9 protein-coding genes and 1 pseudogene are annotated in these 12,675 nt (G+C 56.5%); 3 read left to right on the top strand and 7 right to left on the bottom strand.

The features are described from left to right. Positions 1–28 precede the first annotated feature (28 nt). Both lplT and aas read right to left on the bottom strand, forming a co-directional pair. On the bottom strand, positions 29–1,222 hold the full coding sequence (gene lplT / locus AC27FC_RS22675; RefSeq protein ID WP_196354989.1) for a lysophospholipid transporter LplT: 1,194 nt from the start codon (positions 1,220–1,222) through the stop codon (positions 29–31). Further along, positions 1,215–3,374: a bifunctional acyl-ACP--phospholipid O-acyltransferase/long-chain-fatty-acid--ACP ligase gene (gene aas / locus AC27FC_RS22670; protein ID WP_196354988.1), complete on the bottom strand. Its 2,160-nt coding sequence runs from the start codon at positions 3,372–3,374 to the stop codon at positions 1,215–1,217. Before aas ends, lplT begins: the two co-directional genes overlap by 8 nt. Positions 3,375–3,997: 623 nt before the next feature. On the opposite strand from aas, the gene galR reads away from it, so the two are divergent. Beyond that, complete coding sequence (galR, locus tag AC27FC_RS22665) at positions 3,998–5,014, top strand: HTH-type transcriptional regulator GalR (RefSeq protein ID WP_023309052.1); 1,017 nt, start codon at positions 3,998–4,000, stop codon at positions 5,012–5,014. Here galR and AC27FC_RS22660 read toward each other — a convergent pair. After that, positions 4,975–5,451: a GNAT family N-acetyltransferase gene (locus AC27FC_RS22660; RefSeq protein ID WP_069303922.1), complete on the bottom strand. Its 477-nt coding sequence runs from the start codon at positions 5,449–5,451 to the stop codon at positions 4,975–4,977. The genes galR and AC27FC_RS22660 overlap by 40 nt on opposite strands. Before the next feature lie 229 nt (positions 5,452–5,680). Between AC27FC_RS22660 and AC27FC_RS22655 the strand changes: the two genes are divergently transcribed. Continuing rightward, positions 5,681–6,718: a LacI family DNA-binding transcriptional regulator gene (locus tag AC27FC_RS22655; RefSeq protein ID WP_045888659.1), complete on the top strand. Its 1,038-nt coding sequence runs from the start codon at positions 5,681–5,683 to the stop codon at positions 6,716–6,718. On the opposite strand, the gene lysA is transcribed toward AC27FC_RS22655, so the two are convergent. Continuing rightward, the gene (gene lysA, locus AC27FC_RS22650; RefSeq protein ID WP_047060034.1) at positions 6,688–7,950 is read right to left on the bottom strand and encodes a diaminopimelate decarboxylase; all 1,263 of its coding nucleotides are present in this window, start codon (positions 7,948–7,950) and stop codon (positions 6,688–6,690) included. The two genes, AC27FC_RS22655 and lysA, sit on opposite strands and share 31 nt — an antisense overlap. Positions 7,951–8,071: 121 nt before the next feature. Between lysA and AC27FC_RS22645 the strand changes: the two genes are divergently transcribed. Beyond that, a complete protein-coding gene (locus AC27FC_RS22645; RefSeq protein ID WP_196354987.1) occupies positions 8,072–8,998 on the top strand; it encodes a LysR family transcriptional regulator in 927 nt (308 codons plus the stop codon). Here AC27FC_RS22645 and AC27FC_RS22640 read toward each other — a convergent pair. The 3 genes and pseudogenes from AC27FC_RS22640 to araE all read right to left on the bottom strand — a co-directional run bounded on the left by AC27FC_RS22640 (position 8,993) and on the right by araE (position 12,534). Then, a complete protein-coding gene (locus tag AC27FC_RS22640; protein ID WP_096150338.1) occupies positions 8,993–9,685 on the bottom strand; it encodes an aspartate/glutamate racemase in 693 nt (230 codons plus the stop codon). The genes AC27FC_RS22645 and AC27FC_RS22640 overlap by 6 nt on opposite strands. Positions 9,686–9,773: 88 nt before the next feature. Further along, positions 9,774–10,899 (bottom strand): annotated as a pseudogene (gene wzz(fepE), locus AC27FC_RS22635) (LPS O-antigen length regulator Wzz(fepE)). A 219-nt stretch (positions 10,900–11,118) separates the two neighbouring features. Further along, entirely contained in the window at positions 11,119–12,534 is a 1,416-nt protein-coding gene (gene araE / locus AC27FC_RS22630; RefSeq protein ID WP_032660200.1) for an arabinose-proton symporter AraE, read from the bottom strand. Positions 12,535–12,675 lie beyond the last annotated feature (141 nt).

Below are 12,675 nucleotides of genomic sequence, written 5' to 3'. Positions count from 1 at the left end.
CCGGGGTGAGGGCATCAGGCCGCACTTATCAGCGCCGACGCTGCCAAACCCACAATCCCACAATCGCCAGCGCGAACAGCCCACCAAACCCGACGCCAATCCCCACCACCGGCACACCCACTTTTACCGCCAGCGAGTAGAGCCCCAGCATTAATAACATTGCCAGGTTTTCACCTAGGTTTTGTACCGCGATGGCGTTCCCCGCCCCGACGGTCTGCTTGCCACGTTCCTGCAGTAACGCGTTCAGCGGCACCACGAAGAAACCGCCCAGAATACCAATCAGGATGAGGAGGACATACGCAGGCAATAATGCATGTTGCAGCGAGAAAATAAGTACCACGACGCCAATCAGGATCCCTGCGGGCATGCAGCGTGCTACCGTCTCGAGCGTCACCAGCTTCGCCGCCGCACCTGCCCCCACCACAATGCCGATAGCCACCATCGCGTTAAGATAGGTCGGCGTCGCGTTGTCGGTAATCCCCAGAGCTACCGGCACCCACAGCACCAGCAGGAAGCGCAGCGTGACGCCCGCGCCCCAGAACATGCTGGTTCCCATCAGGGAAAAACGCGTTTCTCCGTTACGCCACAGCACGCGACAGGCGGTAAAGAAACTGCCGGTCATTGGTTTAAAGCGCCAGGATTGCCCCGGGCGAGCCACCGGCAGTTTGGGAATAAACAGGTTCGCCACAACCGCCCCGCCATACACCACCGCGCAGATGCCCAGTGCCGCCAGGACATGCCAGTCGGCCAGTACGCCGCCCGCGACGGATCCGAGCAGGATTGCGGCAATGGTTGACGACTCCATCAGGCCGTTGGCTTTCACCAGCTTATCGCCCGTGGTCAGCTCTCCGAGAATGCCATACTTCGCCGGAGAGTAGGCGGCAGCGCCGATGCCCACCAGCGTGTAGCCAATAAACGGGTTGAAGCCAAAGCAAATGCTGGCGGCACCCAGCAGCTTGAGGCCGTTGGCAAACATCATCACCCGGCCTTTCGGGAAACTGTCCGCCACCTGCCCGACGAACGGAGCAAAGATAATGTAAGCGCCCACAAACACCATCTGCAGGATCGGCTGGCTCCAGTCGGGGTAAAACTCGGTCTTCAGCAGCGCCAGCGTGGCAAACAGCAGCGCGTTATCACCGAACGCAGAGAGAAACTGTGCGGCGATAACGGCCATCATGCCTTTCGACCTGAGCGATGTGTTAGTGTGTACTGACTCACGCATTTTGCTGTTCCGCCTCTTCAACCATGCCTTTCAGGGTCACGAAATCGGGCTTCCCGCTACCCAGCACCGGGAGCTGCTTCAGGTAGCGAATATCGCGCGGCACTGCCAGTTCAGGAATACCGTGTTCACGCGCATAGCTCAGTAACCTGTCGCGCTTAAGCTCAGCGTCGGTCGTAAACAGCACCAGCGCCTCGCCTTTGCTAGCATCGCTCTTCACCACCGTCGCATGCATCTTATCCGCGGACACGGCCGTCGCCAGTTGCTCAACCATTTCCAGCGAGACCATTTCACCGGCGATTTTGGCGAAGCGCTTCGCACGTCCCTGAATCTGTACAAAGCCTTGTTCATCAAAACGGACAATATCACCGGTGTCGTACCAGCCTGTTTCAACCTCGCCGTTGACATTTTCAGCCGTCGGCACCTCAAGCACGCCTGGGTTTTCCACGCGCAGATAACCGTTCATCACGTTTGGCCCTTTCAGCTGCAGACGGCCACCGTCTTCAATGCCCGGCACGGCCAGCAGACGCGCGTCCATCCCCGGCAGAATTCGGCCCACCGTACCCGGCTTCGCCGCCATCGGTACGTTAATCGAGACCACGGGAGCACACTCGGTAACGCCATAGCCTTCGAGAATGCGCAGGCCAAACTTGTCCTGCCAGATCTGACGCGTGCTCTCCTGCAGTTTTTCCGCACCGGCCACCACATACCGCACGCGATAGAAGTCATACGGATTGGCGAAGCGCGCGTAGTTGCCGAGGAAGATTGAAGTGCCGAACAGGACGGTGCAGTTACGGTCATACACCAGCTCCGGCACAATGCGATAATGCAGCGGACTTGGGTAGAGGAACACTTCTGCGCCGGTCAGCAGCGGCGTAAACAGCCCCACCGTCAGGCCAAAGGAGTGGAACAGCGGCAGCGCCGACATAAAACGATCATTCGCGGTAAAGTCAGCAATGCTTTTGATCTGCTCAACGTTCGCCAGAATGCTCTTGTGGCTGTGGACGACGCCTTTCGGGTTGCCCTCCGAACCCGACGTGAAGAGGATAATCGCGTCATCTTCCGGCTGCTGTTTGACCTGCGCCAGACGCGGCATCATCAGGTGAGCAAAAATCCACAGCTTGTCGCCGGTGGTTACGTCCGCTTTCAGATCCTCCAGGAAGACCCAGCGCACCTGGGTGAGCTGCTCGGGAAGATGCCAGAGCTTGCCTTTGTCCAGGAACTGACGAGAGGTAAAGACGGTATTAATCTGGGCAGCGGTGATGGCGCTGGTCAGTCCTTTCACCCCCGCCGTGTAGTTCATCATTGCCGGGATGCGCCCCCGGGAAACCGCACCAAAAATCACCGCCGCGCTGATGCCCGCGTTAGGCAGCATCAGGCCAATCTTTTCGCCCTTTTTGCTGTACTTCTCCAGAATGCGGCCCACAAACAGGGTTTTGGTCAGCAGCTTGCGATAGGTATCCGGGGTAAAGTTGATGTCTTCGATGCAGTTTTTCTTCGCGCCATAGCGGTGCTGCGCGGAAAGCAGGGACTCGTACAGCGTTTCGCGCGGGCGCACGGCCATGCGCGCTTCCATCATAATCTGGTGCAGCATTTCCCCGGCGATTTTACGGCGATCGCGGGCACGCGGCGCGTCCGGCATCGGTAACGACGTGGGCGGCAGAATATGCAGCGTGATTTTTGGGAACAGACGCTGCTTCACCAGCCCCTTCAGGCGGCTGAAATGGGTCAGTTCTGCGCCTTCAATGCGCAGCGGCACCACGGTCGCTTTTGATTTCGCGGCAACAAACCCCGCCCCGTCGTAGATTTTCATCAGCGAACCGGTCACTGAAATACGCCCTTCCGGGAAAATAACCACCGGACGCCCCTGCTCAACCAGACGCACCAGATGCTTAATCATCATCGGCTTTGTCGGGTCGAGCGGCACAAAATCAATCAGCGGCGTGAGCCAGCGCATGTACCACTGCTGGCTGATAGAGGTATAGACCGCAAACACCGGGCGCACGGGTAAAAATAGCGCCAGCAGAATGCCGTCTATAAAGGAAACATGATTTGGTGTGATAAGAACGCGTTCACCGCGAAGCGCCCGGGCATCGCCAGTGACGCGGATGCGAAAAAGAATACGGAACAGTGTACGGAAGAACCCAAATAGCATCTCAACTCCCTTTGCCAGCCAGTGTGGAGGGTTGATAGTAAATGGTGGCAGATTACACGAGAAGTGATACGGGAGCGACAGCAAAAGTGGAGGCGAAAAAAAACCTGCGCATCCGCGCAGGTTGGTGCAAGAGATGAGTACGAAACCGTACTAAGAATTCTCACCAATCAATACCTCTGGGATCTTGATTGTGGCCGTTCGTCCTGCGCTTCGCCAGCAGGAAAACGCAAGGGAATGAGCCTAAGTGCAACCAGGTGTGAATATTCTCTGTTGCTGTTACAGATTGAACTATCAGGCAAAAAAAACCTGCGTAAAAACGCAGGTTGGTGTAAAGCGTGTTAATCAACCGGAGTTGATTCCACCTATCAATACCTCTGGGACTTTGACTGTATCAACCTCTTTGACCACCTCGCCATCGGCCAATCGCAACAGCCTGACGCAAAGTGTAACCAAAGGTTCAGATTGACATTCTTCAGACATGAATGCGCGTGTAACGATTACACTACCAGGGTTGTCCTGCGTCACGTTTGTGGAGCGCGGAAATCCGCTCCCCTTGAATGCGCGCCGCTTTTCCGCAACACTATTTGGTGTGTAAACGCTTACCCCCAATAAGAAGGTAATGAATGGCGACAATAAAGGATGTGGCCCGTCTGGCAGGTGTGTCGGTGGCAACCGTCTCTCGTGTGATTAACGACTCCCCAAAAGCCAGTGACGCATCGCGCCAGGCGGTACAAACCGCCATGGAATCCCTGAATTATCATCCCAATGCTAATGCCCGCGCGCTCGCCCAGCAGTCCACCGAAACCATTGGGCTGGTAGTGGGTGATGTTTCCGACCCCTTTTTCGGCGCCATGGTGAAAGCGGTTGAACAGGTCTCTTATCAGACAGGCAATTTTTTGCTGATCGGCAACGGCTATCATAATGAGCAAAAAGAACGCCAGGCCATCGAGCAGCTGATCCGCCACCGCTGCGCGGCGCTGGTGGTTCACGCCAAAATGATCCCGGATGCCGAACTGATTCACCTGATGAAGCAGATGCCCGGAATGGTGATCATCAACCGCATTATTCCCGGGTTTGAAAAACGCTGTGTGGCCCTCGACGACCGCTACGGTGCCTGGCTTGCGACCCGTCATCTGATTCAACAGGGCCATACCCGGATTGGCTATCTCTGTTCCAATCACCCGATTTCTGATGCGGAAGACCGCCTGCAGGGCTACTACGACGCTCTGCGCGAAAACGGCCTGCCGTGTAATGACCGTCTGGTGGCCTACGGTGAACCGGATGAGAGCGGCGGTGAACAGGCCATGACCGAGCTGCTCGGTCGCGGACGAAATTTCACGGCGGTTGCCAGCTATAACGACTCGATGGCCGCAGGGGCAATGGGGGTGCTGAATGACAACGGGATTGAGGTACCGGCAGAAATTTCGCTGATTGGCTTCGATGACGTGCTGGTCTCTCGCTACGTGCGCCCGCGTCTGACCACCGTGCGCTACCCGATTATCACCATGGCAACGCAGGCCGCCGAGCTGGCGCTAGCGCTGGCTGAACAGCGCCAGCCGCCGGATATTACGCATCTGTTTAGCCCGACGCTGGTTCGCCGTCACTCCGTTGCTTCACCTGCGGAAGCGCAGAGCGAATAGCGATAGAGGTGAACCCGCGTGTTGGGGTATTCCAGCCCATCACCGATATACTGCCAGCCGTAACGTTCGTAGAAGTCGCGGCAGGCAGACCAGAGGTGCAGTTCTTCATATCCCGCCTGCGCGGCCCAGGTAATAACGTGCTGCTGTAGCTTTCCTGCCAGCCCCTTGCCTCGCGCCGCGTCGTCAACGTAGAGCGCCGCCAGCCACGGAAAGAGATCCTGACGGGTGATCAAATCGCAGCGCCAGAGCCCTACCGTACCAACAAGCTGTTCGTCTTCTACGGCGATAAAGGTCAGCGGTAATGCTCCCGGCGTCTGGCTGTGCTCAACAATGCTGTGGAAAAATTCCCGAGAAAGCCCTTCGCCAAAGGCCTGCCAGAGCCAGTCGGTGACCTGCTCCGCATAGTGCGGTGCCTGGTAAAGCGGGAGGATGGCTATCTTTTTCACGTTTCACCTGCGTTTTCTCATGTATTTGCTGGCCTGTCGCCCCAGCTCGGTTCGGCAATTATTTTACCAGAGTCAGACTATTTAGTTTTACTTCACGCAGGCCAGACGAATCGTGACCAAAAAGCGTGATCGTGGCAGAAGTTTTGCGCTTCCCGCATCGCTTATACGCCGTGAGGTCTGTGTTAAACTGCAAATCATTACGTGGAAGCAGGAATGTAGAATGGCAACAATGCTGGATGTCTCACTGCGTGCGGGCGTGTCGAAGGCTACCGTCTCGCGCGTGCTGAACGGCACAGGTCAGGTTAAAGAGAGTACGCGTCAGCAGGTCTTTGCTGCGATGGAAGAGCTGGGATATCGCCCGAACTTCCTCGCGCGTTCGCTGGCTAACCAGACCAGCAACAGCATTGGCCTGGTCGTCTCGACCTTCGACGGCTTTTACTTTGGTCGTCTTCTCCAGCAGGCGTCGCGGCAGACGGAAACTCACGGGAAACAGCTGATCGTCACCGACGGTCACGACGCGCCGGAACAGGAAGAACAGGCGGTGCAGATGCTGGCCGATCGCCAGTGCGATGCCATCGTGCTTTACACGCGCTACATGAGCGAAAAAGCGATCGTCAAACTGATGAACACCGTGAAAACGCCGCTGGTGGTCATTAACCGTGAAGTGAGCCAGGCGCCGGATCGCTGCGTGTTTTTCGAACAGCAGGATGCCGCATTTAAGGCCGTGGATTACCTGATCGCCCAGGGCCATCGGGAGATCGCCTGTATCACCGTTCCGATCCATACCCCAACCGGGAAAGCGCGGCTGATGGGCTACCGTAAAGCGCTGGAAAAGCACGGCATTCGTCTGGACGAGCGTCGGATAAAGTACGGCGATGCGGGAATGACGCGGGGATACGAGCTGTGCAAGGAGTTGATTGCCGACGGAGTGCCGTTTAGCGCCCTGTTTGCCTGTAACGACGATATGGCCCTGGGTGCATCCAAAGCGTTACACCAGGCGGGGCTTAAAATTCCGCATGATATTTCACTGTTCGGCTTTGACGATGCCCCAAGCGCGAAATGGCTGGAGCCTGCACTCTCATCGGTTTATCTGCCCATCGACAATATGATTGTCACGGCCATCGATCAGGCGATCCGGCTGGCAAAAAACCAGCCGGTCGATGCTATCCCGCCGTTTACCGGCACGCTGGTGTTACGCGATTCGGTCACAACGGGGCCGTACTTTCATCAGATGAGTTCTAAAGCCAGCAGTTCCTGAATGGTCTGACGACGACGGATCAGCCGTGCCTTGCCGTTATCAAACAGCACTTCCGGCAGCAGCGGGCGGCTGTTGTAGTTAGATGACATCGACGCCCCGTAGGCACCGGTATCATGCAGCACAAGATAATCACCCGGTTTGACCTCTGGCAGCGCGCGAGTCTCCACTTTGCCACCTTCCTGCTGGGTAAATACGTCACCCGATTCGCACAGCGGGCCCGCAACGACCGTCTCAACGCGCGGCGCCTGCGTTAAATCACGGCCGTCGGCAGCCAGGGCGGTAATGTGGTGATAGCTGCCGTACATGGACGGACGCATCAGATCGTTAAAGCCTGCATCAATCAAGACGAAGTGGCGAGACCCCATCTCTTTGACGCTGCGCACCTGCGAAACCAGCACGCCGGCTTCCGCCACCAGGAAACGACCCGGCTCAATTTCCAGCTTCACCGCGTGACCAAGATGCGCGGCGATTTGGTCACGCGCGGCGCTCCACAGACCGTAATAGTGATCGGTATCGATCGCCTCTTCGCCTTCGCGATAAGGAATGGAGAGACCGCCACCGGCGGAGATCGCCTCCAGATCCTGACCGAAGTCGACAACCTGGCGCACCATCGCACCGCACACCTGCTCCAGGTGGCCGTAATCGACGCCAGAGCCAATGTGCATATGAATCCCCACCAGCTTCAGGCCATAGCGCTGTAATACCTCCAGCGCGGCAGGCATATCGGCATACCAGATCCCGTGCTTGCTGTTTTCACCGCCGGTATTGGTTTTTTGGCTGTGACCATGACCAAAGCCTGGATTCACGCGCAGCCAGACGCGATGGCCGGGAGAAACCTGACCCAGCTGCTCCAGCATATCTACAGAACCGGCATTCACCGGGATCTGCAGTTCGTGGACGCGCGCAAGCGTCGCATCGTCGATCACGTCTGCGGTGAAGACGATCGCGTCGCCGTCGGCTTTCGGATCGAATCCGGCCGCCAGCGCGCGCTCGATTTCGCCAAGCGAAACGGAGTCGACCTTCACGCCCTGCTCACGCATCAGGCGCAGAATATGAATATTGGAGCACGCCTTCTGGGCAAAACGCACCACGTCAAACTGATGCAGGGCGGCGATCTTCTCGCGAACGATCTGCGCGTCGTAGACCCACACCGGGCAGCCAAACTCGGCAGGCAGGCGCAGCAGGTTGTCGGCGTTCAAATCGGTCTCAGTCTGGTTCAGCGGGCGTGGCATGGTCTTCTCCGGGTATATGCGTTTTGAAGATTACGCCACAGCACGAGCAGAATAAAAAATATCGTTTTATCGCGAGTCTATGCAAAAATGATATGGACAGTTATCTGCTTTCAGGTGCCCTATGCCCGCCGTCAATTTACGCCACATCGAGATTTTTCACGCCGTGATGACCACCGGCAACCTCACCGAAGCCGCACAGATGCTGCATACCTCGCAGCCGACGGTGAGCCGCGAGCTGGCCCGCTTCGAGAAAGTGCTGGGGCTGAAGCTGTTCGAGCGTACCCGGGGCAGGCTTCACCCGACGGTGCAGGGGTTACGCCTGTTCGAGGAAGTTCAGCGCTCCTGGTACGGACTGGACAGAATAGTGAGTGCTGCGGAAAGCCTGCGCGAGTTTCGCCAGGGCGAGCTGTCGATCGTCTGCCTGCCCGTCTTTTCGCAATCCTTTTTGCCGATGCTGCTGCAGCCCTTTCTGGCCCGATACCCGGAGGTCAGCCTCACTATTGTGCCTCAGGAATCTCCTCTGCTTGAAGAGTGGCTTTCGGCCCAGCGCCATGATTTAGGGCTAACCGAAACCCTTTCCACGCCAGCGGGAACGGCACGCACGGAGCTGATCTCGTTAGATGAAGTGTGCGTTCTGCCCGCCGGACATCGGTTTGCCGGTAAGGCAGTGCTCACGCCGGAGGATTTCCACGGGGAAAACTACATTAGCCTTTCGCAGACAGACAGTTACAGACAGCTGCTGGATACGCTGTTTGCCGAGCATCAGGTCAAACGGCGAATGGTGGTGGAAACGCACAGTGCGGCTTCGATTTGCGCGATGGTGCGGGCGGGCGTCGGCGTCGCGGTGGTGAATCCGCTCACGGCGCTGGATTATGCCGGAAGCGGGATCGTCATCCGCCGCTTTAGCGTGTCCGTCCCGTTCACCGTGAGCCTGATCCGCCCGCTGCACCGTCCGGCTTCCGCGCTGGTGGACGCTTTCACCGAACACTTAATGGAGCACGCGCGTCAGGTGGCGCTTCGTTTACCTGACCTGCAAAACTCGTTATGACAGCATAAACGCCACGGCATCTGCCGCGTGAATGGCGGTGGTATCAAATACCGGGACGGGGCTTCGATCGGCCGGCACCAGCAGGCCGATCTCGGTGCAGCCGAAGATCACCCCTTCTGCCCCCTGCTGCGCCAGCTTTTCAATCACGCTGACGTAATACGCCCGGGAAGATTCGCTGAAGGTGCCAAGGCAGAGCTCGTCAAAGATAATCTGATTGATGCGCGCCCGATCGTCTTCATCCGGGATAAGGCTCTCGATCCCAAATTCACTGTGCAAACGCCCGCGATAAAAATCCTGTTCCATGGTGTAGCGTGTGCCCAAAAGCGCTACGCGGCGCATACCGGATGCGGCAATCGCACGACCGGTCGCGTCCGCGATATGCAGAAACGGCAGCGAGCAGCGGTCCTCAATATGCGACGCCACTTTGTGCATGGTATTGGTACAAAGCACGATACCCTCGGCGCCGGCACGCTCCAGTCCCAGCGCCGCCTGGGCCAGGATCTCTCCGGCTTTATCCCACTCCCCGCTCGACTGGCAGGCTTCAATTTCATGGAAATCAACGCTGTGCAGCAGCAGGCTTGCGGAGTGCAGCCCCCCCAGACGCTGCTTTACCCCTTCATTAATCAGGCGGTAGTAAGGGATTGTCGATTCCCAGCTCATTCCACCTAACAGGCCGATCGTTTTCATCATCCCTCCTTTTCTTTGTTTCTTTTTTAACACAACCGAAGTACATAAAAAAAGGCGCTGTATTCAGCGCCTTTTTAAACTGCAGAGCTTATTTCCCCACCGGCTCTGGCGGCGAAGTACGGGTGAGCATCGCCTCGCGCAGTAAAACGCTACCGCAGGCAAACACCCCCCCCCAGAAGCGCCGCCAGAACAACAATCAGAGCCTTGCCCGGGCCATCCTTTTTCACCGGCATGGAGGGAGAAAGCTGGTACCTGAATGGCTCAAGTTTAACATCGGCGAAGGAGAGCTTTTTCAGCTGTGCAAGGTAGTATTCCCTGTTCTGGAAATCCGCATTCAGCTCGGTCACGTCCTTCAAATTTTTCTCAATCTGCAGCTTTTGCGCGATACCGTCAGCACCGAGCGCAACAGAGTAATCCGGGTCATCTTTTACGGCCTGCCCGTTGCTGTAAACCGGCCTCTTGATGCCTGCGGCATTTGCCACTTCCAGCGAATAATTCAGTCGCTGCAGGTTGGTATTGTGAATATTGGTCAGACGAACTCGATCCAGTTCCAGCTGCTGCTCAACGACGTTCGTTTTTAGGGCGATCAGGTTGCGGATATTCTGCACCGTCTCTTTTTCTACAATAGCCGCGATATAATCAATGTACCCCGCCAGGACGGCTTGCGCATCGTCAGCTGTCGGTGCAGTGAAGCTCAATGTCCAGGAAACATAAGGCGTTTTATCCGCCTCTTTTCCCTGAGCGTTATTCACCGCTTTCATTCGATCTGAAATGTTGACTATCGCGCGATGCAGCTCAAGCGGATCCACCGTGGTGCCTTGCAGCTTCGATGTTACGTAAGGAGAGGTTGTCATATACTCTTCGAGCAATGACTGTGACTGGAACTTTTTAATAAACAGGTCAAAAATTTGCGGACGGGTAATCTTCACGTGCACATCAAGCACCTGTAACGCCACCATCATCTGGCGCAGTGGGTTCCACTGCAGCTGTTCTGCCGGGGTGATCACCGCTTTACTGGTCCATTTCTGCGGCAGTAAAAATGAAACGGCCAGCCCCACCAGCGCGAAAGTAAAGATAATGGCGGCGATACGTTTTTTCGCCGCCAGAAGGACCTCAAACAATCCCAGAAGATCTATCTCTTTTGCGCTTACAGCCGGGGCGGCAAAACGGGGAAAGTCGAGGTCCGTGCTTTTTCTTAAATCCATTTCTGACATAGTGATTCTTCTTTTTCCGGCTGCAACGCGTCTTTGCTCAAAAAGATAGCGGTGGCCCGACAATTCAACAATCTAAGAAAAATCCTAATGCCTGTTCCCTCTCTGTGTCTACTCCCTACCAGAGTTAGTAGTGATCTTAGTCACATTATTATTGTGGCTAAGCCACCTTTTTCTTTTCCAGTTACGGCATAGAGTGAAGCCTTCGAACAGGCAAAACAATCACACGCCGATGTTCCGCAGTTTCTCTCCTGCCATCAGCTTGCGCTCGATATGTTCCAGCGTCACGCCTTTGGTTTCCGGGATCAGCCAGAACGTAACGCCAATAAACGCTACGTTCAGCACCGTGTAGAGCCAGAACGTTCCCGCTGCGCCAATCGCGTCCAGCAGCGTCAGGAACGTCGCACCGATGATCATGTTCGACACCCAGTTGGTGGTAGTGGAACAGGTGATGCCAAAGTCACGGCATTTGAGCGGCTGAATTTCGGAGCACAGGATCCACACCACCGGCGCGGCGCTCATCGCGTAACCTGCGATACACATCATGGTCATACCGACAGAAAGCCAGGAAAGCCCGCTTGAGGCCGTGCCGTTATCAAATTGCATCAGGCAGTAGCCCAGAATCAGCGTACCGAGCGCCATCACGCTGAAGCCAATTTTCAGCGCCGGTTTACGCCCGGCTTTGTCCACGGTGAATACCGCAATAAAGGTGGCGAACATGAAGGTCAGCCCGACCACCAGGGTTGCAATCATCTGCTGTTCCGTGGTGGTGAATCCGGCCATTTTGAAAATGCGCGGCGCGTAATACATGATGATGTTCATGCCGGTGAACTGCTGCATTGCCTGCAGCAACATGCCGAGGAAGACCGCGCGGCGCACGTTGCGGTTGATCTTAAACAGCGCCCAGCCGCCCTGCTTTAGCTTCAGGCTTTCGCGGATTTCGTTCAGCTCTTCGCGCGCTTTTTCCGAGGTATCGCGCAGCATGCGCAGAACCTCTTCTGCCTCCACGTGACGCCCTTTTTGCGCCAGCCAGCGCGGGCTGTTTGGCAGGAAAATCACCAGGACGATCAGCACCAGCGCCGGTAAGGCCAGCACGCCCAACATCGCGCGCCAGTTGCCGCTGTAGCTGAAGTAGGTGTCAGACAGGAACGCCAGCACAATACCCAGCGTGACCATCAGCTGATACATGCTGATCATCTTGCCGCGCACGTTTTCGCTCGCCATTTCGGAGAGATAAAGCGGCGCGGTGTAGGAGGCAATCCCCACCGCCACGCCCAGCAGCACGCGGGAGAGCAGGAGGATTTCAACGTTAGCGGCAAACGCCGAGCCAATGGAGCCGGCAACGAACAGAATCGCCCCGACCATCAGGCTGTATTTGCGCCCCAGGCGGAACGACAGCCAGCCGTTGAACAGCGCGCCGATGGCCGCGCCGAGCATCATGCTGCTCACCACCCACTCCTGCAGGCGACTGCTGAGGGTAAAGTGATCGGTAATAAACGGTAATGCGCCGGCAATGACGCCGATATCCAGTCCAAATAACAGGCCCGCCACGGCGGCGGCAATGGAGACAAACTGGTTCATGCGGCGAGTATCACGCAGCGCAGCGGGCATTAGGGTAGAGTCATTTATCGATGTCATATTTTTCCTGCCTCAACAGCAAAATTCGTTAACTGAAATTACGAGAAAGCGAGGAAAAGTGTCAGGCAGGAAATCGCGAAGTTATGGATTATTCCGCTACGGCATACGGTTCTGTGATGGACATTACAATTTCAACTCGTG

This window comes from Enterobacter sp. C3_dUdeg (assembly GCF_057536195.1).
The sequence above is the reverse complement of the archived record's forward strand: the minus strand, read 5'-3'. Positions and strand labels throughout refer to the sequence as shown.

What these genes read in the sequence shown, in the direction of transcription:
- lplT (WP_196354989.1), bottom strand. Translation starts at nt 1,222, where the DNA reads ATGCGTGAGTCAGTACACACTAACACATCGCTCAGGTCGAAAGGCATG.
- aas (WP_196354988.1), bottom strand. Translation starts at nt 3,374, where the DNA reads ATGCTATTTGGGTTCTTCCGTACACTGTTCCGTATTCTTTTTCGCATC.
- galR (WP_023309052.1), top strand. Translation starts at nt 3,998, where the DNA reads ATGGCGACAATAAAGGATGTGGCCCGTCTGGCAGGTGTGTCGGTGGCA.
- AC27FC_RS22655 (WP_045888659.1), top strand. Translation starts at nt 5,681, where the DNA reads ATGGCAACAATGCTGGATGTCTCACTGCGTGCGGGCGTGTCGAAGGCT.
- lysA (WP_047060034.1), bottom strand. Translation starts at nt 7,950, where the DNA reads ATGCCACGCCCGCTGAACCAGACTGAGACCGATTTGAACGCCGACAAC.
- AC27FC_RS22645 (WP_196354987.1), top strand. Translation starts at nt 8,072, where the DNA reads ATGCCCGCCGTCAATTTACGCCACATCGAGATTTTTCACGCCGTGATG.
- AC27FC_RS22640 (WP_096150338.1), bottom strand. Translation starts at nt 9,685, where the DNA reads ATGAAAACGATCGGCCTGTTAGGTGGAATGAGCTGGGAATCGACAATC.
- araE (WP_032660200.1), bottom strand. Translation starts at nt 12,534, where the DNA reads ATGACATCGATAAATGACTCTACCCTAATGCCCGCTGCGCTGCGTGAT.